Below are 23,552 nucleotides of genomic sequence, written 5' to 3'. Positions count from 1 at the left end.
GAATTCGAATTCCTTTGCAGGGAGGGGAAGTTGGTGTCAGGCGCCGACAGCGGCGAGCTCGGCCTCGATGGCCGCCTCGAGCCGCTCCCGAACCTCGGGGACCGTGATCTTGGTGATGATCTCGAAGAAGAAACCGCGCACGACCAGACGTCGCGCCGCCTCCTCCGGGATACCGCGCGAGCGCAGGTAGAACAGCTGCTCATCGTCGAAACGCCCGGTGGCGGAGGCGTGTCCGGCGCCCACGATCTCGCCGGTCTCGATCTCCAGGTTCGGCACCGAGTCGGCGCGCGCACCATCGGTGAGCACCAGGTTGCGGTTGGCCTCGTAGGTGTCGGTGCCCTCGGCGGCCGCGCGAATGAGCACATCGCCCACCCACACGGTGCGCGCATCGGGCTTCTTCGAGGTCGGATCACCTTGCAGCGCACCCTTGTACAGCACATTCGACTTGCAGTTCGGCACCGCGTGATCGATGAGCAGGCGCTGCTCGAAATGCTGGCCGTCATCGGCGAAGTACACGCCGAGCAGCTCGGCGTCGCCGCCCGGGCCGGCGTAGCGCACGGTCGCGGTCAGGCGCACCAGATCGCCGCCGAGGGTGACATTGGTGTGCCGCAGGGTGGCGTCGCGACCCAGAATGGCGTGATGTGCGGTGGCGTGCACGGCATCATCGGCCCAGTCCTGGATGACGATGACATTCAGCTTGGCGCTGTCGCCGAGCACGAATTCCACGTTCTCCGCGAAGGTTCCGCTGCCGCGCTGGTCGATGACCACATTCGCGACGGCGAAGTTACCCAGGCGAACCTGGGTGTGCCCGTAGGCGGTCTTGTCCACGCCCGGACCGGTGACCGTCAGCGTAACCGCCTCGGCCACTTCGGTTTCCGCGCCGATCGACACGACGGTGGCCTGCTCGAAGCCCGAGTACGCCTGCGCGGCAACACGATCGGTGGGGGTACCGGCGACGCCGAGGCGCGCATCGGTGCGATCGACGGTTTCGACGGTGACGCCCTCGATGGACGTCACCTCGACAACAGCCTGCCCGTCACGAACGGCAGTACCGTCGTGCAGCCCGCGCAGGCGGCGCAGCGGGGTGAACCGCCACGCCTCGTCGTGCGCCGAGGGAATCTCGAACGCGTTCACGTCGAACGAGGCGAATACTTCGCCCTTGTTCAGCGCCCGAGGACGAGCCTCGGCAGCAACGGCAACATTCTCGACCGTCATCAGCCGACGGCTCCTTCCATTTGCAGTTCGATCAGACGGTTCAGCTCGAGGGCGTATTCCATCGGCAGTTCCTTGGCGATCGGCTCCACGAAGCCGCGCACCACCATCGCCATGGCCTCGTCCTCGGTGAGGCCGCGACTCATCAGGTAGAACAGCTGGTCGGCCGACACCTTGGAGACAGTCGCCTCGTGACCCATGGTCACGTCGTCCTCGCGGATATCGACGTACGGGTAGGTGTCCGAGCGAGAGATGTTGTCCACCAACAGCGCATCGCACTTCACGGTCGACTTCGAGCCGTACGCACCCTTGTTCACCTGAACCAGGCCGCGGTACGAAGCACGACCGCCGCCGCGCGCCACCGACTTCGAGATGATGTTCGAAGAGGTGTGCGGCGCCAGATGCAGCATCTTCGCACCGGTGTCCTGGTGCTGACCCGCACCGGCGAACGCGATGGAGAGGACCTCGCCCTTTGCGTGCTCACCGGTCATCCACACGGCCGGGTACTTCATGGTGACCTTGGAGCCGATATTGCCGTCGACCCATTCCATGGTCGCGCCCGCCTCGGCCTTGGCCCGCTTGGTGACCAGGTTGTAGACGTTGTTCGACCAGTTCTGAATGGTGGTGTACCGGCAGCGGCCACCTTTCTTCACGATGATCTCCACGACCGCGGAGTGCAGCGAATCCGAGCTGTAAATCGGCGCGGTACAACCCTCGACGTAATGCACGTAGGCATCCTCGTCGACGATGATCAGCGTCCGCTCGAACTGACCCATGTTCTCGGTATTGATGCGGAAGTACGCCTGCAGTGGGATATCCACGTGCACGCCCTTCGGCACGTAGATGAACGAACCACCAGACCAGGTAGCCGAATTCAGCGCCGAGAACTTGTTGTCACCGGACGGAATGACCGAACCGAAGTACTGCTGGAACAGCTCCGGATGCTCCTTGAGCGCGGTATCGGTGTCCAGGAAGATGACGCCCTGCTTCTCGAGGTCCTCGCGGATCGAGTGGTAGACGACCTCGGACTCGTACTGCGCGGCGACACCGGACACCAGGCGCTGCTTCTCCGCCTCCGGGATGCCCAGCTTGTCGTAGGTATTCTTGATGTCCTCGGGCAGGTCATCCCAGGTGGCGGCCTGCTTTTCGCTGGACCGCACGAAATACTTGATGTTGTCGAAATGAATGCCCTCGAGGTCCGAACCCCAACTCGGCATCGGCTTCTTCTCGAAGATGCGCAGCGCCTTCAGCCGGAAGTCGAGCATCCATTCAGGCTCGCTCTTCTTCGCCGAGATGTCGCGCACGACCTCCTCGGACAGGCCGCGCTTGGCACTGGCACCGGCGACATCCTTGTCGGCCCAGCCGTACCCGTAGGTCCCAATGGAGGCGATGGTCTCCTCTTGGGACAGCGGCTGCACCTGGTCAGTCGTAGTCGTCATTCGGCGCTCCTTCCGGAGTCGTGTGTAGAAGTCGTTGCGGGCTGGGCAACGGGGGTTTCAGCGGTATTCGTTTTAGGGGGAACCGTCAGGGTGAGCGGTACGTGCGTCGTGCACGCGCAATCGCCATTGGCGATGGTCGCCAACCGCTGCACATGCGTACCCAAGATTTGTTTGAAAGCCTCGAGCTCGGCGGCGCACAACTCCGGGAATTCCTCGGCGACATGCGATACCGGGCAGTGGTGCTGGCAAATCTGTACGCCCGCACCGACTTTCCGGGTGGAGGCGGCGAACCCGGCCTCGGAGAACGCGTCCGCGATCTCATCGGCCTTGTCGATGGTCGACTCCGGGGTATGCCGCTCGAGCTGACCGATCCCGGCGACAATGGTGCCGACCCGCTTGCGCGCGAATTCGGCAATGGCCTTATCGCCACCGATCTCGCGCAGCTGGCGCATCGCGGCACCGGCGAGGTCATCGTAGGCATGGCCGAGGCGGCCACGGCCGGTGGCTGTCAACTGGTATTGCTTGGCGGGACGCCCGCGGCCCTTCTGCTGCCAGGCCGCCGAACGAGCCGCCCGCGCCTCACCGGATTCGATGAGCGCGTCCAAATGCCGACGCACGCCCGCGGGACTCAGGCCCAGCCGCTTGCCGATGGCGGTCGCGGTAATCGGACCGTCCTCCAGCAGTAGCTTGATAACGGCCTCGCGGGTGTGCCCCTCACCGGCGGCTGCGGGCACAACAGCAGCCCGGGCGCCCAGCTGGCGCCCGGTTTCCGCTTCCGCGTTCCGCAAACCCACGGTTTTCACAACATCAGTGTGACGGAATTCCATCCCACGTTCCAGTAAGGGTCACCTGACTTCGAGGGGTTCGGGGGTGTGAACCTTTACACACCATCCAACCGGGGATAACGGCACGGAACCCAGCAGTTCAATTCGCCGCCCGTTTGCCGCCGACCGGCCGGTCTGGACAAGATCAGCCGAAATGGGCGGAAGGCGCGCTGATTCGACCGAACCGGCTACCTTTTAGCTAGCTTATAACTCGACCTTTCGAGCGGCGGGAGAGCTTTCATGGGCCATGCGGTCGGCCAGATTCTGAGTCACGCGGTCGGCGTCACGATCAGCCCACTGACCCTGATCGCGATGATCCTCATATTGACCGCACCGGGCGGCAGATCCAACGCGTTCGCCTTCGCGGTCGGCTGGATTGTGGCGGTCAGCGGAATCTTCACGGTGCTGATGGCGCTCAGCATCATCACCGGCGCCGAACACAATGGCCACCCGGGAACCTGGGTCGCCTGGTTCCGCCTGATCGTGGGCCTGCTGTTGGCCCTGATGACATTTCGCCAGGTCCGTATGCTCGGCAATGCAAATGAGGGCACCCTCCCGAAGCGATTCCAGAACATCGAACAGTTCAACATCGGTAACTCCCTCGCCCTGGGTGCGATGCTGGTCGTCGCGAATCCGAAGAATGTCACGCAGATTGCCGCCGGCGCGGTCACCACGGCCTCCGCCACCGCGCATCCCGGCGGCCGGATCAGCGCGGCGCTGATATTCGTGGCCATCGCGTCCCTGGGCGTGCTGGTCCCCGCCGCCGTGCACTTCGCGCGCCGTGAGGCGTCGTGGGACATCCTGAACCGGTGGGAAGATTGGACCGTCCGCCACCACTACGCCATCATGGCCGTGCTCTTCGCACTGCTCAGCGCCAAATCGCTGGGCGACGGCATCAGCGGCCTGACCTAGTACCGCATACGGGCGGCGACCACTCCGGCGACGCCCGCAGACCGAACAGGCCGCGCCTAGGGTGAATTCGACTCGGCGGCAGCCGATTCCGCGAGGCTGGAGCGGATCAGGCGGGTCATGGCGGCGGAGACGGTGAGCAGGGGTTCGTCGGAGCGGCGGACCCGCGCCAGGATCGTCGCACCCTCGTAGGCAGCGACCACGGTGGTGGCGAGCTCGCGCGACTCCTGTTCCGGCAGGCCCATTTCCGTGAACAGGTCCGCGAAACCCCCTGCCATGGCATCGAATGCAATTACGCACGCGGTGCGCACCGCGTCCACATCGCTGCCGCCGTCCAGGGCCGGCGTGCCCACCGGACAGCCGTCGGTCCATTCGGAGACAGTGAGTTTCGCGGCCATGAAGTCGAACAACCCTGCCGCCGTGGCGAACACGTCCGCCGGTGCGTCCCGGATCATCCGCCCCACCAGCACTCCGGTTTCGGTGATGGCAGAGACTGCAATCTCTTCCTTGCCCCCCGGAAAGTGGTGGTAGATGGACCCATACGGCAACCCGGCCGCGTCACTCAGCTTCTTCAGGCCGAACCCGTGATAGCCGTGCCGAGCCAAAAGGCCCGCCGCCGCCACCTCGATCCGCCGCTTCGACTCGGAAACCATGCATCAAGCGTATGAGTCAGGTCCGACAGTGGCAGGATGAACGAGGCCGTTCCCGGCGAAAATGGTTGCACCGTGTGCACTTTCACACTCGATGCACCTTGGCATGGCACTGCGACCGGGCGGCTCAGCCGAGCGTTGCCGTGCTGCTCAGCCGAGCGATTCGATCGCGGCCCGGAGTTTGGCCGTGGCCTGGTCGGCGACCGCGCGCAGCGCGGGCTCCCCCGCGACCTGCACCATCAACTCCGGATTCATGGCCTCGACGATCACATCCGCGCTCGAACGGTCTTCGCGGACAACCACATTGCAGGGCAGCAGCAGCCCGATCTGCCGATCCACCTCCAGCGCGGCGTGCGCCAACGGCGGATTACACGCGCCGAGAATGAGGTACTGCTCCATCTCCGCACCGAGCTTCTGCCGCAGCGTGGCCGTCACATCGATTTCGGTGAGGACACCGAAACCTTGCTCGGACAGCGCTTTCCGGGTGCGCTCGACCGCGTCGGCGAAGTCGGTGTGCAGGGTGGTCGCGAGTGCGATGGTCATGATCGGTTCCTTCCGATCCCGGCTCAAGCCAGAGCCAGGAAGAGTTTCTCGAGCTCCTCCACCGACAGCGGTTCGGCACCGTCGGCCTGTTCACCGGTCAAGCAGTCCCGCAGACCGGTGGCGACAATCTTGAAACCGGCACGGTCCAGGGCCTTCGACACCGCGGCGAGCTGAGTGACCACGTCCTTGCAGTCGCGTCCCTGCTCGATCATGGAAATCACCCCGGCCAACTGCCCGTGCGCGCGGCGCAGGCGGTTGAGTACCAGTGCGATGCTGTCTTCGTCGCCGACCATGCCGGTTCCTTCCCTCGGTTCGATAACATCATCATACCCGGGGGGGTATATGAGGGTTATTCGGCGAGGCTCACCATTCGTCCGGCCTCAGTGCCCGAAGCTGATATCCGGCAGCACGCGCCGCAACCATCGCGGCGACCACCAGGCCGCATGCCCGGTCAAGCGCAGCAGCACCGGAAGCAGGATCAACCGGATCAGCACCGCGTCCAAGAGCACCGCGACGCCCAGGATGATGCCCATCTCCTTGGGCGGCAACGGATCCGCCAGCGCGAAGGTGAAGAACACCGCCACCATGACCGCGGCCGCCGCCAGAATCACCCGCCCCGAATGCGCCAGACCATCGACCTGCGCGACCGCCGGGTCACCCGACTTCTCGTAGTGCTCCTTGGCCGTCGCAAGCAGAAAGACCGTGTAGTCCATCGCGATCGCGAAGATCATGGCGAAGAAGAACACCGGACCCCAGCCGTCCAGGAACCCCTGCGGCGTGAAGCCGAGCAGGCTCGCGCCATGACCGTCCTGGAACACCAGTTTCGCCACACCGAAGGCCGCCGCCGTGGACAGCAAACTCACACCCGCACCGAGCAATGCTGGCGAGCCACATACGGCAGCGAACCCGCATTGACGCGAGCCCCGAGCGCACCCAGCACCGCGGGAAGCAGCGTCAGCGTGGCCAGCAGTACGAAGGTGACCGCGAACATGATGCCGACCGCCATGGTCCGAACTGCCGGTGCGGGCACCACCAGCACCGCGGACAGGCTCACGAGAACGGTCAGACCCGACAGCAGCACCGCCTTGCCCGCGGTCGCCATGGTCACGGCCACAGCAGCGCGCGGCGTCGCTCCGCCGCGAATCGCATCGCGGAAGCGCGAGACCACGAACAGCGCGTAGTCGATGCCGAGCGCGAGCGCGAACATCATCGCGAAATTCATGGCCCACACCGAGATCGGCGTGAACTGATTGAGCAGCACCAGTCCGCCCGCCGAGGCGATCAGGCCCACCATGGTCAGCAACAGCGGCAGTCCAGCGGCGACGAGTGAACCGAACGCCAGCACCATAATCGCCAATGTGACCGGCCAGGAGAACAATTCGGCCTTCATCATGGCGTCGTGATTGGCCTTGTTGAAATCACTCCACAGCGCGGACGATCCGGTCGGGTAGATCTCGAATCCGTCGCCGGACATCGCTCTCAACTGCGGCCCGAGCTCATCGACGGCCGCGACCATCTCATCGGTGTTCGCGGCGGCCCCCGCGAGCAGGATGCCGGTGTGCCCGTCCGGACTGATCGACCGACCCGGCTCCGGGGCGACGACAGCGCCGAATCGACTGTCCGAGGCGAGAATTCCGGTGAGCTCGTCCACGATCTGCCGCGCCCGCGGGGCATCCATCGTGGCGGTATCGGAGTGGATCACCACCTGCACCGCGGCCGCGGAGTTCCCGCCGAAATGCTGTTCGGCCAGCTCACGCGTGCGCACCGACTCCGACCCATTGGCCTGCCACCCGGCCCCGGCCAGGGAATCGAACACGGTCGGCGCCGCCGCACCGAGCAACACGGTGACCAACAGCCAGAGCGCGAACACCCAGCGCCGCCGATCGACCATGGTCGTCCCGAGCCTGCCGAGCAGCCCGCGGGATTCGGCCGAATTCGGTGGACGCTCGCCAGGTTTTAGGACCGGGTAATGAGGGCGTTCGAGCGGCACGCGTCCGGCACGCACTCCAGCCGGAGTTCTACCGGCTGAAGTGGAAGCAATAACACAGGTATCCATCCAGATGCCCCGGCCCCGCAGTGGTGAGCCGCAGCATTCGCGCATTCGGAAATGCGTTCGCTACCAATGGATTACGCGCATCAACCCGAAATCGCGGCCACCATCGATACATGGCGGTGCAGCGTTGAGCGGCAGGCTCAGCGAGCTCCGTATAGCGGCAGGCAGCCGGTGTCGAGAGCAAATCCGAAGGGCGACGGCAGCGGGATCGCATCGCCGTATGTGCCGTCGAAATGACCGTGGTAGGTGCCGTCTTTCGGTGCGGTGTGCAGCGCCCAGCGGCCGTAACGGGGGTCGACGACGAGCAGGACACGGACGCCCGCCACCGCATACCAGCCGTTCTTGTCTGCGATCTGCCTCGTCTTTTCGCTCTTCGAGATGACCTCGACGGCGAGTTCGGCGTCAGCTGGGTCAGCCAGCCATGCGTCGTCCTGGTCCCATTCCTCCGGCAGGACAACCAGATCTGGAGTGCAATAGTCGTCTTCGTCGTCGGGCAGGGCGATCGAGGTGACCTCGTACGCCGCCAGCTCCGGAGGCATCCGGCTCTCCAACTGCTGACGTAGCCGACGGATCGTCCCGGCGTGCTTCCCACGCGGTGTCGGTGACATCACCAGGCTGCCTCCCAGGATCTCCACACGCAGACCCGTGGCCTGTTCGATCTGCTCAGCCACGACGCGCAGGTTCCCCGGGCGCGGATGCATTGCAGGGACAGTCACGGCCGATCACTCCAATCCTCACGGACGGTTCGCCACCAAACATAGCTCGAGCGAGCGATCCGGACGCGGCACCTAGAACAACCATGCGATGGGCGGTCAGCGGCCTGTCCCCTACTAGGCTTGGCCATCGTGGCGGTAGTGGACGGCGCGGGGCGCAGAGTGATCGAACTGGGACGCCGGGTGCTGGGCCTGGACGTTCGGCCTTCCGACCACACGATTGCGGTCTTGCACACCAATGAGACCGAGGTGCCGGGGCTCGATCGGCGAGAAACGCTGCAGTTGATGCGGATCCGGTTGCTGGGGGCGACCGGGGTTGTCATCATGGCGATTTCGGCATTGGGGGTCGGGGCGCAACCGGTGCATCAGAATCCGACTTCGGGATTGCGGGTGCTGGGGTTTTTCGCGCGGGCGCATACCTCGACGCTGGCCATGTGCATGATCGGCGCAACGCTGGTGGTGATGGCTTGGCTGCTGCTCGGGCGGTTCGCGGTCGGCGGGTGGGGCGGGAATCCGCGGCATCGGCTGACCCGGTCGCAGATGGATCGGACGTTGCTGCTCTGGATTATTCCGTTGAGCGTCGCACCGCCGATGTTCAGCAATGACGTGTATTCGTATCTGGCACAGAGTGAAATCGCGGCTCGCGGGTTGGATCCCTATACGGTGGGGCCGGTCGACGGTCTCGGGCTCAGCAATGTGCTGACCAATAATGTGCCGAATATTTGGCGTGAGACGCCCGCACCCTATGGGCCGCTGTTCTTGTGGATGGGTCGCGCCATCGCGGAATTGACCGGCAGCAACATTATTGCCGGGGTGTGGATGCACCGACTGTTGGCGCTCGTGGGTGTGGCGCTGATCGTGTGGGCACTCCCGCGGTTGGCTCGGCGCTGCGGTGTCGCGCCGGTCAGTGCGCTGTGGTTGGGTGCGGCCAATCCGCTGGTGCTGTTTCACCTGGTCGGTGGCGTGCACAATGACGCGCTCATGCTCGGGCTCATGCTGGCCGGACTGGAATTCTGCCTGCGCGCCATAGACGATTCGCCGGTAATGGACCGAAACGCCTGGGCCACTCTGATATTCGGTGCGGTCGTTATTACTTTGTCCTCGTCGATCAAAATCACCTCGATTGTCGCGCTCGGTTTTGTCGGAATGGCGCTCGCCCGGCGATGGGGTGGCGGACTACGGTCGATTGCCTTGGCCGGTTGCATCTTGGGCGTGGTCGCGATCGCCACGACAGCTTTCGTCAGTGGCTTCAGCGGGCTGGGCTTCGGCTGGGTATACACCCTGAATCAAGCCAGTACGGTTCGCAGCTATCTGTCATTGCCCACCGCCATCGGCATCATCACCGGATTCGGGGGTGTACTCCTGGGTCTCGGCGATCACACGACCGCACTGCTCGATCTCGTTCGGCCAATGGCGGAGATCGTGATGGCGTTCATCATCCTCCGTATGCTCGTCGCCACCTGGACCGGACGCCTGAACCCGATCGGCGCGCTGGGCGTGGGCCTGGGCGCGCTGGTACTGCTGTTCCCGGTGGTACAGCCCTGGTACCTGCTGTGGGCAATCGTTCCGCTCGCGGCCTGGGCGACCCGGCCCGCCTTCCGTGTCCCCGCGGTGGTGCTGTCCGTGATCGTCAGCATGATGGTCATGCCGCGCGGCGCGGATTTCTATGTCTTCCAGATTGTCGAATCGGCCATCGCCACCGTGATCGTGGGTCTGCTGCTTATCTTCCTCACCCGGAATGTGCTGCCATGGCGCAATCAGCCGGGGGTGTCGGCTCCGTCACAGCAGCCCACGGCTTACGGTGTCTCATCGTGACCGCAGCCTCCGAACCCGCCGTCAGAGTCGACGGCGTCGTTAAACGCTACGGCGCCACCACCGCAGTCGACGGTCTCAGTTTCGAACTGCAACGCGCGCAGGTGCTGGCGTTGCTCGGGCCCAATGGCGCGGGCAAGACGACCACCACCGAAATGTGTGAGGGTTTCGTCTCCCCCGATGCCGGCAGCGTGCGAGTGCTGGGGCTGGATCCGATTGCCGATTCCGATCGGCTGCGGCCGCGTATCGGGGTGATGTTGCAGGGCGGCGGGGCGTATCCGGGGTCCAAGGCCGGGGAGATGCTGGATCTGGTCGCCTCGTATTCGGCGAATCCGCTCGACCCGAATTGGTTGTTGTCCACGCTCGGATTGCAGGACGCGCGCCGCACCCCGTATCGACGGCTCTCCGGCGGGCAGCAGCAGCGCCTGGCTCTGGCCTGCGCGCTCGTGGGCCGCCCCGAGATCGTATTCCTGGACGAGCCGACCGCCGGATTGGACGCGCAGGCAAGGCATTTGGTGTGGGAGCTGATCGACGCCCTGCGCCGCGACGGCGTGAGCGTCCTGCTCACCACGCATCTCATGGATGAAGCCGAACAGCTCGCCGATCAACTGGTCATCATCGACCACGGGCGGATTGTCGCGCAGGGCACGCCCGCCGAGGTCACCTCGCAAGGCGCAGAAGGCCGTCTCGCCTTCACCGCCCCACCGAATCTCGATCTCACGCTCCTGGCCGCCGCACTTCCGGAGGGCTTCACACCGAAGGAGACCACGCCGGGCTCCTATCAGCTGCACGGCGAGATCACCCCGCAGGTGCTGGCCACCGTCACCGCCTGGTGTGCGCGAATCGACGTGCTGCCCACCGATATTCGCATCGACCAGCGCCGCCTGGAGGATGTCTTCCTCGAACTGACCGGACGGGAAATCAGAGGGTGACCGAGACCACCAACCGCTTCGCCCCGGGCACGTTCACGCCCGCACCCCAGCCCACCACCCGGGCGAAGATGCTGGCCGCGCAGTCGCGCATGGAACTGATCCTGTTGCTGCGCAACGGCGAACAGCTACTGCTCACCATGTTCATCCCGATCACGCTGCTGATCGGTTTGACCCTGTTGCCGTTGAGCGGACTCGGCGCGCACCGGGTGGATCGGGTCGTGCCCGCCGTGATGATGGTGGCCGTCATGTCCACCGCGTTCACCGGTCAGGCCATCGCCGTGGGGTTCGACCGGCGGTACGGAGCACTGAAACGCCTTGGGGCGACACCACTCCCCCGCTGGGGCATTGTCGCGGGCAAGTGTTCCGCGGTGCTGCTGGTGGTGGTGTTGCAGTCGATTCTGCTGGGCGGCATAGGTTTCGCGCTCGGCTGGCGGCCCTCGATCACGGGGCTGCTGCTCGGCGCGATCGTGATCGCCCTGGGCACAGTTACTTTCGGCGCGCTCGGCCTGCTGCTCGGCGGCACTCTCAAGGCCGAGATCGTGCTGGCGCTGGCGAATATCCTCTGGTTCATCATGCTTGGTACCGCCAGCCTGGTCTTCATGTCCGACGATATCCCGAACGCGGTCAGCCTGATCGCCCGGATCATTCCCTCGGGCGCGCTGTCGGAGTGCCTGGAACAGGCGCTGCGCAACAGCATCGACTGGTACGGCCTGGCCGTCCTGGCCGCCTGGAGCGCGGTCAGCGGCTGGCTCGCCACCCGATTCTTCCGCTTCGACTAACCCTCCACGACACGTTGTAGTAGGGCCGGTGACAGGCCGGAATACGCTCCCGCTACCATCGATCCGTGCTATCTCGCGCCTTCCAGCGATTCGCCGATCTGTTCCCGCCAGCATCCCTGCGGGTGCAGCGCATCATCGCCTTCGCGGTGATCCTGTCCCAGGCCGGAATCTCGGTGACCGGAGCCATTGTTCGCGTCACCTCCTCCGGCCTCGGCTGCCCCACCTGGCCGCAGTGCTTCCCGGGCAGCTTCGTGCCGACCGCGGTCTCCGAGGTTCCGGCGATTCATCAGGCCGTCGAATTCGGTAACCGCATGCTGACTTTCGCGGTGACATTGTGCGCGGCCGCGGTGGTGATCGCGGTGACGCGGGCGCGACGTCGGCGCGATGTGCAGATCTACGCGTGGCTGATGCCCGGCGGCACCGTATTGCAGGCGATCCTCGGCGGTATCACGGTGCGAACCGGCTTGCTGTGGTGGACGGTCTCCCTGCACCTGCTGGCATCGATGCTGATGGTGTGGCTGGCGGTACTGCTGTACGCCAAGATCAACGAACCCGATGACGGTATCGAGACGGTCCGCGCGCCGAAACCGCTGCGACTGCTGACCGGGTTCAGCGCGATCGCTTTGGCGGGCACGCTGGTCGCGGGCACCCTGGTCACGGGCGCGGGTCCGCACGCGGGTGACAAGAGCATCGAGAAGCCGGTCGAACGCCTGCAGGTCGAGATCGTCACCCTGGTGCATCTGCACGCCGAACTGCTTGTCGCATACCTCGCCCTGTTGATCGGGTTGGCCTGCGGCTTGGCCGCGATCGGGATGAACAAGGCAATTCGCAGCCGCCTGATCGTGCTGCTGGTACTGGTCTGCAGCCAGGCGCTGGTGGGTCTGGTGCAGTACTTCACCGATGTCCCTGCCGCCCTGGTGGCAATCCACGTCGGTGGCGCGGCCGCCTGCACCGCCGCCACCGCGGCGCTGTGGGCCGCGATGCGCACCCGGGAATCGGTGACCGCGACGGTCAGCGCACCCGTGACCCAAACCGCCTGACAACCTCAGTCCCGGTCGGCGACCGCGATTCTCCCGCTGCCCAGGAAGCGCGTTCGCTCGATGATCGACATGTCCAGGTCGTGGGCCACGGCCAGCAGACCGACATCCACGGTCACGTCGAAACCGCTGCGGCTCAATAGTTCTCGCAGGGTCTCGGGTGACCAGGCGGAGCGGAATGGTTCGTTCGCCATGGGGTTGTCTCGGCCGGCCAGGGTGAGCAGTCGCTGTACTGCTCTGCGGCCGAACGCGTTCAGGCGCGATGTGGTGGCGTAGTTGAGGATCAGGCGACTGCCCGCGGCGCTGTGCTCGCCGACGACGGCGGTGGTCGCGGCCACCTGCGCGGGGGTCAGATACGGGATGACGCCTTCCCAGATCCACGTGGTGGGGATGGTGGCGTCATGCCCGGCCGCTTCCAGGGCCGTACCGAGCGAATCCTTGGCGAAGTCGACGGGTACGAAGTGGACGGCGGCGGCCAGGGGCGCGCGATCGCCGAGGCGTTCGCGCTTCTCCTGTTGTGAGGCAGGCTGATCGATCTCGTAGACCGTCGCCTCGGCGAGCTCCTTCATCCGCCAGGCGCGCGCGTCCAAGCCCGCGCCGAGGATCACCAGCTGCGGATGGCCCCGATCGCGTACGACATCATCGATGGCGACGGTGCGTGCGGCGAGGATTTCCGAAGTGCCCTTGAGTAATTCGTACTCCAACCGCGCGCCGAAGCCGCTCGGCATCACCCCGGAACGCGCCGTGCCGACCATTTCCCGCTCGGGTGCGGTGAGCAATTCGATCGCTATCGGGTCGGAAAATCTTCCCACGGCGAGTCTTCCGTCCGCGACCGCCCGGCCCTGACATACGAGTACCGCTGTCCGACTTGCCTTGCGCTCGGCCATGCGGGCCATTATTCAGTAGGTGTCCGGAGTATCGCGCGCCGACACGACCGGCTGCTCGGTGCGCGAGTGCGGTGATTCGGCGAGCGGGCGCGATGGTTCGGCCCTAGCCTTCACGCCAGGCGGGGAAGATTTAGAAGGGTTGACCAACAATGAATGTGGCGCTGTGGGTTGTCGCGATCGCGCTGGGGCTGGCGTTCGCGCTCGCGGGAGCGGCGAAGAGTACGCAGTCGAAGGAGCAGCTGCACGAGAAGATGCCGTGGGTGGAGGATGTCTCGCCCGCACAGTTGCGCCTGATCGGAATCGTCGAGGCGCTCGGCGGTCTGGGGCTGATCCTGCCCGCGTGGACCGGAATCGCGCCCATGCTGACACCGCTCGCGGCGAGCGGCATCGCGCTGATCATGGCGTTCGCGGCGGCCGTGCACGTGCGGCGCAAGGAGTACGCGGCGCTGCCGATCAATGCGGTGCTGTTCCTGCTGGCGGTATTCGTGGCGTGGGGCCGGTTCGGTCCGTACTCATATTGATCCGCTAGCCGAGTCGTCGCACGCGGAGCCCCGCGAACCCGAGCGCCAGATCGGCGATGATCTCGAAAATCGCTGCGAACCATGAGAATCCATTCACCTCGGCCGCGGCGGGCGCATTGATGAAACTGTCACTGAACGGACCGAACCAATCCGGGAACAGGTGCACGAGAGTGAATCCCGCGGCGCTGGCGAATCCGATGAGGATCGCCGCCGTCGCGGCCCACCGGTGCCCGCGGAAGATCAACACGATGGTGGCGAGGGCGAGAATCAGCTGCACGGTGCCCAGCGCCATGACGGTCGAGGAGACGGTACTCATACCGCGTCGCAGATGATCCGAGCCGTGTACGAGCAGTGCCACCGCGAAAATCACCGTGACCATGCGAAGTTGCCGCTGAGCGGCGAAGGCCGGAGCTATCGAACTGGTCATGACGACCCCCTGCGGGCGATTGCAACCGTAATTACTACTCATCGTAGTACAATCTCGGCACCCCCGAGCACCCAAACGCGGCTCATCCCTGCGAGTGCCGCTCAGCCACACGCGGGCGAGGTATCACCCACCAAGCCCAAATAGTCACAGACCCATCCGGATTCGACCCGCCATTGCCCATCCTCCGCCGTCAGCGGAACAACCATCGGCGTCTTGGCCAGAGGCGACTCCGACATGGCGGTCGCGAAGAGCGACCGCCCGATTCGAGTCACCTTGTTCACCTCGAGCATGATTCGATACTTGGCCAGGAACGACCCCATTCGCCCGAGCAGATCCGGATCCTTACCCTCGGCCTGGGCATGAAGCGTCCGCTGCGCAGCGGGAACACTCGGATCGAACGCTTGCCTCAGCTGCGTATTCAGCTGATCCACCGAAGGCACCGCGGGAACCGGAGCGTTCGTGTCCTTGTCTTCGCCGAGCGCGCCGGGATAGAGCGCCCGCACGATCATCGACCAGATCGGTGAAGCCTGCAGACCCGCGAATGTCACCGGCGGGATCGTGTACTGATTGACGACGACCGCCACGGTGACCTTCAGCTTCGGCAGGTAACCGATGTGTGTGGTGTAGCCCAGGACCGCACCGTTGTGCCAGCGCGAGCTGCCACCCACCGCCAGCCCCAGGCCGTATCCCCCATCTGCCCGGGTCGCACTGTCCGGCACCCGAATTCGGTCCTGGAATGTTTCGGGACGCAGCAGCTCACCGCGGCCGAGCATGCCCGTATACGCCGCCAGGTCGGAGATCGTGGACACCATGGTGCCCGCCGCACCGAACAGTGCCGGGGTGGTGCGCGCGGTGACATCGGTGGGGTTCTCGTCGAAGTACGCGTAGCCGTGCGCCGCCGGCTCGGGCATGCTCGCATCGGCCGGATAGCTCGTCTCGTGCAGGCCGTACCGGCCCGCCAAGTCGTCGAGTACCTCCCGCACCGGTTTGCCGGTCACCTTTTCCAATACCAGGCCCAGGAGGTAGAAGTTCGAATTCGAGTACTCGGTACGGGTATTCGGTGGGGTCGCGCGATCCGGGTTGTCGATAATGGCGCGCACGTAGTCGCCCTCATGCCATTCGGTGGCCGGGGTCTTGCGGATGAGTTGTTCGCTGAAGTCGGCGTTCTCCTCGAGGCCCCAGACTCCGGCGCGCATGTCGAGCAGATCGCGGAGTGTGATTGTGTCGCCGTAGGGAATGTGGTCGATGTAGCGGGCGAGCCGATCATCGAGTGAGAGTTTGCCCTCGTCTGCCAGTCGCAGCACCGCTGTGGCGGTGAAAGTCTTGGTGACACTGCCGATTCGGACCGAATCGTGAATGCTTGCGGCACGGCCGGTAGCGAGGTCGGCGGTGCCGTACGCGTGCACGTAGGTGCCCGCCTCCGGATCTATCACCGCCACCTGCAGCTCGGGGATGAGTCCCGCCGCCATACTCGATTCGGCGATCTCGTCGATCTTGCGCACCAGATCGGCGGGGAGTGAACGGGTTTCGTGCCCGCGCTCCATGCCGCAGCCTACGACGGCTGTGGTCAGGACCAGCACCACCGCGCAGGCTCCGCCGATCCTTCTGATTACACTGCTGCACACCATGTCTCGCCCCCCCGATAGATCAAACGGGACGAGCATAACGCTGACGGCCGGGCGCGCTGGGTCAGAAGGTCTGCCAGGTGGGCTTGTTCTGTACTGCGAAGCGGTAGTAGTCGACGGCTTTCAGGCTCGCCGCGGCGGCCGGGTCGACGATGACGGTGACGTGCGGGTGCATTTGCAGGATGGAGGCGGGGCAGAAGGCGGAGAGCGGGCCTTCGACGGCGGCGGCGACTGCATCGGCCTTGCCCGCGCCGGTGGCGATCATGAGGAGATGGTCTGCGTCGCTGATGGTTCCGAGGCCCTGGGTGAGGACGTGGGTGGGGACCTGGGTCAGGTCGTCCTCGAAGAAGCGGGCGTTGTCCTCGCGGGTCTTCGGGGTGAGGGTCTTCACGCGGGTGCGCGAGCGCAGGGAGGAGCCGGGTTCGTTGAAGCCGATGTGGCCGTTCGCGCCTATGCCGAGGATCTGCACCGAGATGCGGCCGGTCTCGGCGATCGAGCGCTCGTAATCGGCTGCGGCGGCGGGGATATCGGCGGCATTGCCGTCGGGGCTGTGCACATTCTCGTCCGTGAAGTCGACGTGGGAGGTGAATTCGTCACGGATGAATTGGGCGTAGGACTGCGGATGGCCGGGCGGCAGGCCGATGTACTCGTCGAGCAGGAAGGCTTGCACGCCTGCGAAACTCAAGTCACCGGCTTGATACTGGCGAATCAGTTCGCGGTACGCGCCGAGCGGGGAGGAGCCGGTGGCCAGGCCGATCGCGCGAGCGCCCCGGCGTACGTGGTCGGCCATGATGCGGCCCGCCAGTACTCCGGCGTCGGCCGCGCTATCGGTGATCACGAGTTCCATTGCAGTCCATCCTTGTACACGGTTATCGGGGTCAGATGGTGGTCGGTGACGAGCAGATCGGCTCGCATGCCGGGTCGGAGAGAGCCGATTTCGTCTGCGCGGCCGAGCAGTCGGGCGGGGGTAGCGCACGCCGCGGTGGTGGCGGCGGTCAGGTCCACGCCCGCATGGAAGACGGTGCGGCGCAGGACATCCGCTGCGCACGCGGTGCCACCCGCGATAGCTCCCTCGCCATTCGGATCGTAGAGTCGCGAAACACCATCCTTCACCACGACATCCAGACTTCCCAGGTGGTAGCGGCCGTCGGGTTCGCCCGCGGCGGCCATGGCGTCGGTGATGAGGGCGAGATTGTCCGGGCCGATGGTGTCGAAGACCATGCGCACGGTGCCGTCGGCCAAATGCACACCGTCGGCGATGACTTCGGCCACCACATCGCCGCGGCCGGCGGCGGCCATTGCGGCGGTGAGGAAATTGACATCGCGGTGTGCGAGTTCGGGCATGGCATTGAACAGGTGGGTGATGGATACCCGCCAGCCGCGGTGCATTGCGTGCACCGAGCGGTCGTAGTCGGCGACCGTATGCCCCAGGGACAGCACCACATTCGCGTCCGCCAGCACATCGGCCAGGGCATCGAAGTTGTCGGTCTCGGGCGCGATGGTGACCGAGAGGATGCGCCCACCGGCGTAGTCGATGAGCCGCTCCAGCATGGCCGGGTCGCCCCCGATAATCCGGTCGGGATTGTGTGCGCCCCTGCGGTGTTCGCTGATGAACGGTCCTTCGAGGTGAATGCCCGCGAGCAGACCGTCGTCGATCGCCTTGCCCAGCACGTCGATACGTTCGCGCAGTTCGGCTTCGGTGGCCGAGACCAGCGAGGCGACCAGCGTGGTTGTGCCGCGCCTGCGGTGGAAGTCCGCCGCGACAGCGACACCGTCGGAATCCGTTTCGGGGAAACCGAATCCGCCACCGCCGTGGCAGTGCACATCGATGAGACCGGGCAGGATCACCGGCGGCTCCCCCACCGGCTCGGGGAGCTCACCGTCGAATCCCGTTGCCGGGCCGACGTAGTCGAGCAGCGGTCCGTCGAACGACACCACACCGTCGGCGAGTTCGCCCGCCTCGGTGAGAGTGACGACCCGGCCGCGCAGAGTCGTCCTCACGGCGAAGTCGCCCCCGCACGCGGAGCCGGTCTCACTCGCCGCGACTCACCCAACCGGCGGGTCGCGGCGGATTGCATTGCCGCCCTCAACTTTTCCGCCCCAATGCGACCCTCGCCGCCCGCACCGCATCGTCGGCGGTGCTCGCGGCGACCACCGCCGCGGCGGCGGCCCGGCATTGCTCCAGCGTCACCTCGGCGAGCTGAGCCCGCACGCCCGCCAGGGAGCGCGGTGCCATCGACAGCGTCTCGACGCCGAGACCGACCAGCACACAGGCGAATTCGGGATTGGACGCGGATTCGCCGCAGACGCCGACCTTCACATCATGCTTACTCGCTCCGGCGACGACCATGGCAATGGTCGCGGCCAGCGCGGGCTGCCATGGATTGTGCAGCGCGGCCAGTGTCGAGGACATACGGTCCGCGCCGAACAGGTATTGAGAGAGGTCGTTGGTGCCGATGGAGAAGAAATCCACCTCCGCGCCAAGGTGTTCCGAGCGGATCGCGGCGGCCGGAATCTCCACCATGACGCCCGGTGAGCGCACCCCGGCCGCACGTGCGCGGGCGGCGAAGTACTGCGCCTCCTCGACGGTGCCGACCATGGGGGCCATAACGCTCACGGTAGCCCCGGCGGCCGTGCGCGCGGCCTCGATGGCGGTGAGCTGATTGAGCAGCGTCCCCTCATCGACGCTGCTCAACCGCAAGCCGCGCACGCCCAGCGCGGGGTTCTCCTCATCCGGCAGGTTGAGGAAGGGCAGCGGCTTGTCCGAGCCCGCGTCCAGGGTGCGGACGGTGATCGGCCGCTCCCCCATGACCCGGAAGATGTCCGCGTATTGCTCGGTCTGTTCGGCCACGGTCGGCGCGGATTGCCTTCCGAGGAACAGGAATTCGGTGCGGAAAAGGCCCACACCCTCCGCGCCGAGTTCGACGGCCAGTTGTGCGTCGGCGACACTGCCCACATTGGCGAGCAGCGGTACCGCGTGCCCGTCGGCGGTGCGGCCGGGACCGGCGGGGGCGTCCGCCTGTCGTGCGCGCACGGCAAGCACTTCCGCGCGCCGCCCCGCGGTCGGGTCGATCTCGACGACACCGGTGGTGCCGTCGACCACGACCACGGTGTTCTCCGCGATATCGGCCGCGTCCGGGCAGGCCACCACGGCCGGAATGCCCAGGGCCTTGGCCAGAATCGCGGTATGCGAGGTGGGCCCGCCTGCGACGGTGAGCAATCCGACCACGATCGCCGGATCCAGGGTCGCGGTATCGGCGGGTGCCAGATCCTGTGCGGCCAGCACGAAAGGCTCTGCGCTGTCCGGGATTCCGGGCGGATCCACACCGAGCAGTTCGGCGACCACCCGCTGCCCCACATCCCGCAGGTCCGATGCTCGCTCGGCCATCATGCCGCCCAGCGCCGTCAACTGATCGGCGAAATGCGCGACCGTCTCGGTGACCGAATGCGCGGTGGGTCCACCGGCACGGATACCGGCGCGCACCTGATCGAGCAAGGCCGGGTCGGCCGCCAGCGCAGAGGTCATGAACAGGATGTCGGCGGCCGGGCCCTCGGCATCGATGGCCTGGGCGGAGTACCGCGCAGCCACCGCCTCGAAAGCCGCTTCGGCGCGGGAGATTTCGGCGTCGATATTACTTCCGGGGGCGTCGGACGGGCTGGTGACGGGCGCGGGCGCCAGCCACTTCACCGGTCCGAGCGCCAGCCCGGGAGCGGCGGCGACGCCGGGCACCTCATGCGTCAAGATCGGTCTCCAGCAGCTTGACCAGCTGTTCGAGGGCGTCCTCATTGCCTTCCTCGGTGGAGAGTACGACCTCATCGCCCTGCTTCACGCCCAGGGTCATGATCTGCAACAGGCTACCTGCGGCGACCGGCGGCTTGTCGTCGACCGAAATGGTCACCGGGACAGCCGATTTGGCGGCGGCCTGCGCGAAGAGCGCGGCCGGGCGGGCATGCAGACCGGTCTTCGACGCAACAACAGCGGTGCGATTGATCATTACGCGACGTTCTCCTTCTCGATCTCTTCTTCGTCGGGTTCACGGCCCGGTGTCGGCAGGTTCCAGCGTCGAATAATGAAGCTGAAGGTGACGTAGTACAGCACCGCGTAGCCCAGGCCGATGGGGATGAGCAGTAGCGGATGCGTCGCCTTGCCGAAGTTCAGCAGATAGTCGATGGCGCCCGCGGAGAAGGTGAAGCCGTCGTGGATGCCGAGCCAATTGGTCAGTGCCAGTGCGGATCCGGTGAAGATCGCGTGGATGAGCAGCAGCGGCCAGGCTACGAAGATGAAGGCGAACTCGAGGGGCTCGGTGATACCGGTGACGAAGGCGGTCAGACCGGTGGACAGCATGATGCCGCCGATCAGCTTGCGGTTCTCCGGCTTGGCATTGCGCCAGATGGCCAGTGCGGCGGCGGGCAGGCCGAACATCATGATCGGGAAGAAGCCGGTCATGAAGGTGCCGGCATTCGGGTCGCCGGCCAGGAAGCGCGGGATATCGCCGTGCACACCGTTGTAATCGCCGATCACGAACCAGACGACCGAGTTCAGAATGTGGTGCAGGCCCAGCGGGAGCAGCAGGCGGTTGGCGAAGCCGAACACGCCGCCACCGGCAACGGCGTTGTCCGCCACGGTGTTTCCGAGCCAGGTGAGGCCGGAGTTGAAGGCCGGGTAGATGAACGCCATGACCACGCCGATCAACACGGCCGCGCAGGCGGTCAGGATCGGGACGAGGCGTCGGCCGGAGAAGAAGCCGAGGTAATCGGGCAACTGGGTGCGGTGGTAGCGCTGCCACAGCACGGCCGTGGTCAAGCCGATCACGATGCCGCCGAGGACACCGAAATTGATCATGAGCTGTGCGCCCTTGACATCGACCTTGCCGTCCAGCACAACTGGGGACATGGCCTTGAAAACGCCACCGAGCGCCAGGTATCCGACGACCGCGGCCAGGGCGGTGGACCCGTCGGCCTTCTTGGCCCAGCCGATGGCGATACCGACGGCGAACAGTAGGGGCAGGTTGTCGATGAGTGCGCCGCCGGCTCCAGCGAGCACATCCGCGACGGTCTTCATGGCCGACCAGCGGCCGAGCATGTCGTCCTGTCCTAGCCGTAGCAACAGGCCGGCGGCGGGTAGCGTGGCGATCGGCAGCATCAAGCTGCGGCCGAGCTTCTGCAGTCCGGAGAGGTCGATTTTCTTGCTCACGCCCTGGGCGGTATCGGCCATAGCGGTGGTCCTCAGTCTGTGAATAGGGTCACCAGTAGATAGGGTGACTGGTTATAACCACAGTAAACTGGTTATAACCAGCTTTGTCCACTCGACACGCACGGAGGAAAGATGTCGAAAGTCGATCAAATCGTTGCCGGTCTCGGCGGTGCCGGCAATATCGTCGAGGTGGAGGGTTGCATCACGCGCTTGCGCGTCGAGGTCAAGGACCCTGCACTGGTGAACGAGAAGGATCTCAAGGCCGCGGGCGCACACGGCGTGGTCAAGATGGGTGACGCGGTTCAGGTCGTGGTCGGCCCGACCGCCGATGCCCTGGCCGAAGACATCAACGATCTACTTCCATGACCACCCGGATTCTCGCGCCCCTGCCCGGCCGCGCCATCCCCTTGTCCGAAGTGCCCGATCCGGTGTTCTCGGCGGAGCTGGTCGGCGCGGGCGTCGCCATCGAACCGCCCGATACCGATGACCCGATCACGGTCGTCGCACCGATCTCCGGTTCGATCGTGAAGCTGCATCCGCACGCCGCCGTCATCGTCTCCGACGATGGGGCCGGGGTCCTGCTGCACGTCGGCATCGACACCGTCGGCAAGCCGGACCTGTTCCAAGTGAAGGCCACCGAGGGTGATCGAATAGAGGTTGGCGAACCTCTGGTTACCTTCTCGCCGAATGCCATTCGCCGCCTGGGACTCAGCGCCGCCGTCCCGGTCGTCGTCATGGACACCGCGCCGGGCTCGGCCCAGCACGCGGCCACCGGCGAAGTCACTACGGGCGAGGCACTCTTCTCGATCTGAGTCGCCTCCGAACGAACCGAGCCCCGGCCCGAATCAGGCTGGGGCTCAGTCGTTTACGCGGTCGAACGCGCTAGTCGCCCGCGGAGACCGTCATGTAGACCTGGTAGCGGTCCGCGCGGTACCAGGATTGGGCGTGTTCGATGCAGCGGTCGCGGGAGTAGGACATGCGGTCGAAGGCCAGCAGGGGTGAGCCGACATCGGTGCCCAGCCAGCCCGCGCCGCGTTCGTCGGCGGCGACCGCGCGGACCGTTTGGTCGGCGCGGTCGATCGGGCAGTCGTACTGCTGCTCCAGCAGGGAGTAGAGCGATTTCGTCAGGTCGTGATCCAGTAGGCCGGGGAGCAGGTCGGCGCGGTACCAGCCGTCATCGATGGAAATCGGTAGGCCGTCGGCCAATCGGAGACGCACCAGGTGAAAAGCCTTGTCTCCGGCGCTCGTTCCGAGGGCGTTGATCGAAGCGGGCGGCGGCACAGCGTAATCGGTGTGCAGCACCACCGTGCTGGGCGTGCGGCCGAGGCGGCGCATGTCATCGCTGAAGGACGCCATGTGCAGGCGGGAGCGCGCCACTCGTTCGGCGACGAAGGTGCCCTTGCCCGGAATACGGGTGATGACGCCCTCGGTTTCGAGCTGCCCCAGCACTTCTCGCACCGTCATACGACTGACCCGGTAGTCGTCGCAGAGCTGGCGTTCGCTGGGCAGCATCTCACCGGGGCGCAACTGCGCGCACAGGGTCGTCAGCGCGGTGCGCAGCTGCGCCTGTTTGGTCACTCGACCCGTCACATCGTCCTCTGGGTCCGTACGGCCCCCGCGGATTGCGGGCTCATTCGACCTACTTCTCGTTGCGCGCCTTGGGGAATCGCTTCTGCCGGGCAACCCAGCCCGCCATCTTGGCCCAATGACCCTTGGCCGGGGTGACGAGGTTGACGAGTTCGCGGTTCCACTCATCGGCCTCGGTGAGACCGTCGATGGTGGCCACGAGAGCCTTGGCGGTCTCGAGGTCACCGACGACTCGATCACCGAGGATACCGTCGGCACCGACCAGGGTGACGCGGACGCCGATACGACCGATGGGCTGCAGCACCGCGGTAGCGGAACCACCGTGCTCGGCGAGGAATCCCTTGACGGAATCGACGACGGACGGCGACAACTTGACGGATGCCGGGGCAGCGGTAGCGCTCATGCCGA

The 23,552-nt window shown here is 65.7% G+C and carries 25 protein-coding genes and 1 pseudogene; 8 read left to right on the top strand and 18 right to left on the bottom strand.

Features of this window, described 5'->3' with window-relative positions; translation table 11 throughout:
* Positions 1-36: 36 nt before the first annotated feature.
* The 3 genes from sufD to GFY24_RS08715 are packed head-to-tail and all read right to left on the bottom strand — an operon-like array spanning position 37 to position 3,478.
* Positions 37-1,215, bottom strand: a complete 1,179-nt coding sequence (gene sufD / locus GFY24_RS08725) for a Fe-S cluster assembly protein SufD (protein WP_153804468.1) — start codon at positions 1,213-1,215, stop codon at positions 37-39.
* Positions 1,215-2,651 carry a Fe-S cluster assembly protein SufB gene (sufB, locus tag GFY24_RS08720; protein WP_153804467.1) on the bottom strand — a complete coding sequence of 479 codons (1,437 nt, stop codon included), beginning with the start codon at positions 2,649-2,651 and terminating at the stop codon, positions 1,215-1,217. Before sufB ends, sufD begins: the two co-directional genes overlap by 1 nt.
* A complete protein-coding gene (locus GFY24_RS08715) occupies positions 2,648-3,478 on the bottom strand; it encodes a metalloregulator ArsR/SmtB family transcription factor (RefSeq protein ID WP_153804466.1) in 831 nt (276 codons plus the stop codon). The genes sufB and GFY24_RS08715 overlap by 4 nt, the downstream gene beginning before the upstream one ends.
* A 237-nt stretch (positions 3,479-3,715) precedes the next feature.
* Between GFY24_RS08715 and GFY24_RS08710 the strand changes: the two genes are divergently transcribed.
* The gene (locus tag GFY24_RS08710; RefSeq protein WP_153804465.1) at positions 3,716-4,387 is read left to right on the top strand and encodes a GAP family protein; all 672 of its coding nucleotides are present in this window, start codon (positions 3,716-3,718) and stop codon (positions 4,385-4,387) included.
* Positions 4,388-4,443: 56 nt separating this feature from the next.
* Here the strand turns inward: GFY24_RS08710 and GFY24_RS08705 are convergent, their stop codons facing one another.
* The 5 genes and pseudogenes from GFY24_RS08705 to GFY24_RS08685 form a co-directional block, all read right to left on the bottom strand.
* Positions 4,444-5,037: a TetR/AcrR family transcriptional regulator gene (locus tag GFY24_RS08705; RefSeq protein WP_153804464.1), complete on the bottom strand. Its 594-nt coding sequence runs from the start codon at positions 5,035-5,037 to the stop codon at positions 4,444-4,446.
* A gap of 147 nt (positions 5,038-5,184) precedes the next feature.
* Positions 5,185-5,577, bottom strand: coding sequence for a DUF302 domain-containing protein (locus GFY24_RS08700; protein WP_153804463.1), 393 nt, complete (start codon positions 5,575-5,577; stop codon positions 5,185-5,187).
* Between the two features lie 23 nt (positions 5,578-5,600).
* Complete coding sequence (locus tag GFY24_RS08695; RefSeq protein WP_153804462.1) at positions 5,601-5,870, bottom strand: metal-sensitive transcriptional regulator; 270 nt, start codon at positions 5,868-5,870, stop codon at positions 5,601-5,603.
* Between the two features lie 87 nt (positions 5,871-5,957).
* Positions 5,958-7,468, bottom strand: a pseudogene (locus tag GFY24_RS08690) (MMPL family transporter).
* A gap of 302 nt (positions 7,469-7,770) precedes the next feature.
* Positions 7,771-8,301, bottom strand: coding sequence for a Uma2 family endonuclease (locus GFY24_RS08685; RefSeq protein ID WP_309230625.1), 531 nt, complete (start codon positions 8,299-8,301; stop codon positions 7,771-7,773).
* A gap of 174 nt (positions 8,302-8,475) precedes the next feature.
* Here GFY24_RS08685 and mptB point away from each other — a divergent pair, with 174 nt between their 5' ends.
* The 4 genes from mptB to GFY24_RS08665 all read left to right on the top strand — a co-directional run bounded on the left by mptB (position 8,476) and on the right by GFY24_RS08665 (position 12,906).
* Positions 8,476-10,158 (top strand): polyprenol phosphomannose-dependent alpha 1,6 mannosyltransferase MptB, encoded by a 1,683-nt coding sequence (mptB, locus tag GFY24_RS08680; RefSeq protein WP_309230624.1) that lies wholly within the window; start codon positions 8,476-8,478, stop codon positions 10,156-10,158.
* The gene (locus tag GFY24_RS08675; protein ID WP_309230623.1) at positions 10,155-11,087 is read left to right on the top strand and encodes an ABC transporter ATP-binding protein; all 933 of its coding nucleotides are present in this window, start codon (positions 10,155-10,157) and stop codon (positions 11,085-11,087) included. The genes mptB and GFY24_RS08675 overlap by 4 nt, the downstream gene beginning before the upstream one ends.
* A complete protein-coding gene (locus GFY24_RS08670; protein ID WP_309230622.1) occupies positions 11,084-11,866 on the top strand; it encodes an ABC transporter permease in 783 nt (260 codons plus the stop codon). Before GFY24_RS08675 ends, GFY24_RS08670 begins: the two co-directional genes overlap by 4 nt.
* A 65-nt stretch (positions 11,867-11,931) precedes the next feature.
* Positions 11,932-12,906, top strand: a complete 975-nt coding sequence (locus GFY24_RS08665; RefSeq protein WP_309230621.1) for a heme A synthase — start codon at positions 11,932-11,934, stop codon at positions 12,904-12,906.
* Positions 12,907-12,911: 5 nt separating this feature from the next.
* On the opposite strand, the gene GFY24_RS08660 is transcribed toward GFY24_RS08665, so the two are convergent.
* Positions 12,912-13,790: a class I SAM-dependent methyltransferase gene (locus tag GFY24_RS08660; protein WP_153804459.1), complete on the bottom strand. Its 879-nt coding sequence runs from the start codon at positions 13,788-13,790 to the stop codon at positions 12,912-12,914.
* 149 nt (positions 13,791-13,939) lie between these two features.
* Here GFY24_RS08660 and GFY24_RS08655 point away from each other — a divergent pair, with 149 nt between their 5' ends.
* On the top strand, positions 13,940-14,311 hold the full coding sequence (locus tag GFY24_RS08655) for a DoxX family protein (protein ID WP_153804458.1): 372 nt from the start codon (positions 13,940-13,942) through the stop codon (positions 14,309-14,311).
* 4 nt (positions 14,312-14,315) lie between these two features.
* Here GFY24_RS08655 and GFY24_RS08650 read toward each other — a convergent pair whose 3' ends face one another.
* From GFY24_RS08650 to GFY24_RS08620, 7 genes are all read right to left on the bottom strand, one after another.
* The gene (locus tag GFY24_RS08650; RefSeq protein WP_228566107.1) at positions 14,316-14,738 is read right to left on the bottom strand and encodes a hypothetical protein; all 423 of its coding nucleotides are present in this window, start codon (positions 14,736-14,738) and stop codon (positions 14,316-14,318) included.
* Positions 14,739-14,839: 101 nt separating this feature from the next.
* Positions 14,840-16,366, bottom strand: a complete 1,527-nt coding sequence (locus GFY24_RS08645) for a serine hydrolase (protein ID WP_194852787.1) — start codon at positions 16,364-16,366, stop codon at positions 14,840-14,842.
* Positions 16,367-16,427: 61 nt separating this feature from the next.
* Positions 16,428-17,210 (bottom strand): glucosamine-6-phosphate deaminase, encoded by a 783-nt coding sequence (nagB, locus tag GFY24_RS08640; RefSeq protein ID WP_153804456.1) that lies wholly within the window; start codon positions 17,208-17,210, stop codon positions 16,428-16,430.
* On the bottom strand, positions 17,198-18,364 hold the full coding sequence (locus GFY24_RS08635; RefSeq protein WP_309230620.1) for an amidohydrolase family protein: 1,167 nt from the start codon (positions 18,362-18,364) through the stop codon (positions 17,198-17,200). The genes nagB and GFY24_RS08635 overlap by 13 nt, the downstream gene beginning before the upstream one ends.
* 85 nt (positions 18,365-18,449) lie before the next feature.
* Positions 18,450-20,105 carry a phosphoenolpyruvate--protein phosphotransferase gene (ptsP, locus tag GFY24_RS08630; RefSeq protein WP_228566106.1) on the bottom strand — a complete coding sequence of 552 codons (1,656 nt, stop codon included), beginning with the start codon at positions 20,103-20,105 and terminating at the stop codon, positions 18,450-18,452.
* The gene (locus tag GFY24_RS08625; protein ID WP_153804454.1) at positions 20,095-20,358 is read right to left on the bottom strand and encodes an HPr family phosphocarrier protein; all 264 of its coding nucleotides are present in this window, start codon (positions 20,356-20,358) and stop codon (positions 20,095-20,097) included. The genes ptsP and GFY24_RS08625 overlap by 11 nt, the downstream gene beginning before the upstream one ends.
* Positions 20,358-21,578, bottom strand: a complete 1,221-nt coding sequence (locus tag GFY24_RS08620) for a PTS transporter subunit EIIC (protein ID WP_153804453.1) — start codon at positions 21,576-21,578, stop codon at positions 20,358-20,360. Before GFY24_RS08620 ends, GFY24_RS08625 begins: the two co-directional genes overlap by 1 nt.
* Positions 21,579-21,689: 111 nt before the next feature.
* Here GFY24_RS08620 and GFY24_RS08615 point away from each other — a divergent pair, with 111 nt between their 5' ends.
* Both GFY24_RS08615 and GFY24_RS08610 read left to right on the top strand, forming a co-directional pair.
* Positions 21,690-21,923, top strand: a complete 234-nt coding sequence (locus GFY24_RS08615) for a glucose PTS transporter subunit EIIB (protein ID WP_153804452.1) — start codon at positions 21,690-21,692, stop codon at positions 21,921-21,923.
* Positions 21,920-22,369: a PTS glucose transporter subunit IIA gene (locus GFY24_RS08610; protein ID WP_153804451.1), complete on the top strand. Its 450-nt coding sequence runs from the start codon at positions 21,920-21,922 to the stop codon at positions 22,367-22,369. Before GFY24_RS08615 ends, GFY24_RS08610 begins: the two co-directional genes overlap by 4 nt.
* 70 nt (positions 22,370-22,439) lie before the next feature.
* On the opposite strand, the gene GFY24_RS08605 is transcribed toward GFY24_RS08610, so the two are convergent.
* Entirely contained in the window at positions 22,440-23,147 is a 708-nt protein-coding gene (locus GFY24_RS08605) for a GntR family transcriptional regulator (protein ID WP_309230619.1), read from the bottom strand.
* 49 nt (positions 23,148-23,196) lie between these two features.
* Positions 23,197-23,547 (bottom strand): hypothetical protein, encoded by a 351-nt coding sequence (locus tag GFY24_RS08600; RefSeq protein WP_153804449.1) that lies wholly within the window; start codon positions 23,545-23,547, stop codon positions 23,197-23,199.
* Positions 23,548-23,552 lie beyond the last annotated feature (5 nt).

Source organism: Nocardia sp. SYP-A9097, from assembly GCF_009649815.1.
GTDB lineage: Bacteria > Actinomycetota > Actinomycetes > Mycobacteriales > Mycobacteriaceae > Nocardia.
This window is presented reverse-complemented; position numbering and strand designations above follow the sequence as displayed.

Coding starts and splice junctions, on each gene's coding strand:
- GFY24_RS08625 (WP_153804454.1), bottom strand. CDS start 20,358: ATGATCAATCGCACCGCTGTTGTTGCGTCGAAGACCGGTCTGCATGCC.
- sufD (WP_153804468.1), bottom strand. CDS start 1,215: ATGACGGTCGAGAATGTTGCCGTTGCTGCCGAGGCTCGTCCTCGGGCG.
- GFY24_RS08650 (WP_228566107.1), bottom strand. CDS start 14,738: ATGACCAGTTCGATAGCTCCGGCCTTCGCCGCTCAGCGGCAACTTCGC.
- GFY24_RS08715 (WP_153804466.1), bottom strand. CDS start 3,478: ATGGAATTCCGTCACACTGATGTTGTGAAAACCGTGGGTTTGCGGAAC.
- GFY24_RS08695 (WP_153804462.1), bottom strand. CDS start 5,870: ATGGTCGGCGACGAAGACAGCATCGCACTGGTACTCAACCGCCTGCGC.
- GFY24_RS08705 (WP_153804464.1), bottom strand. CDS start 5,037: ATGGTTTCCGAGTCGAAGCGGCGGATCGAGGTGGCGGCGGCGGGCCTT.
- GFY24_RS08620 (WP_153804453.1), bottom strand. CDS start 21,578: ATGGCCGATACCGCCCAGGGCGTGAGCAAGAAAATCGACCTCTCCGGA.
- GFY24_RS08655 (WP_153804458.1), top strand. CDS start 13,940: ATGAATGTGGCGCTGTGGGTTGTCGCGATCGCGCTGGGGCTGGCGTTC.
- GFY24_RS08615 (WP_153804452.1), top strand. CDS start 21,690: ATGTCGAAAGTCGATCAAATCGTTGCCGGTCTCGGCGGTGCCGGCAAT.
- GFY24_RS08710 (WP_153804465.1), top strand. CDS start 3,716: ATGGGCCATGCGGTCGGCCAGATTCTGAGTCACGCGGTCGGCGTCACG.
- nagB (WP_153804456.1), bottom strand. CDS start 17,210: ATGGAACTCGTGATCACCGATAGCGCGGCCGACGCCGGAGTACTGGCG.
- GFY24_RS08600 (WP_153804449.1), bottom strand. CDS start 23,547: ATGAGCGCTACCGCTGCCCCGGCATCCGTCAAGTTGTCGCCGTCCGTC.
- sufB (WP_153804467.1), bottom strand. CDS start 2,651: ATGACGACTACGACTGACCAGGTGCAGCCGCTGTCCCAAGAGGAGACC.
- GFY24_RS08660 (WP_153804459.1), bottom strand. CDS start 13,790: ATGGCCGAGCGCAAGGCAAGTCGGACAGCGGTACTCGTATGTCAGGGC.
- GFY24_RS08610 (WP_153804451.1), top strand. CDS start 21,920: ATGACCACCCGGATTCTCGCGCCCCTGCCCGGCCGCGCCATCCCCTTG.
- GFY24_RS08645 (WP_194852787.1), bottom strand. CDS start 16,366: ATGGTGTGCAGCAGTGTAATCAGAAGGATCGGCGGAGCCTGCGCGGTG.
- GFY24_RS08700 (WP_153804463.1), bottom strand. CDS start 5,577: ATGACCATCGCACTCGCGACCACCCTGCACACCGACTTCGCCGACGCG.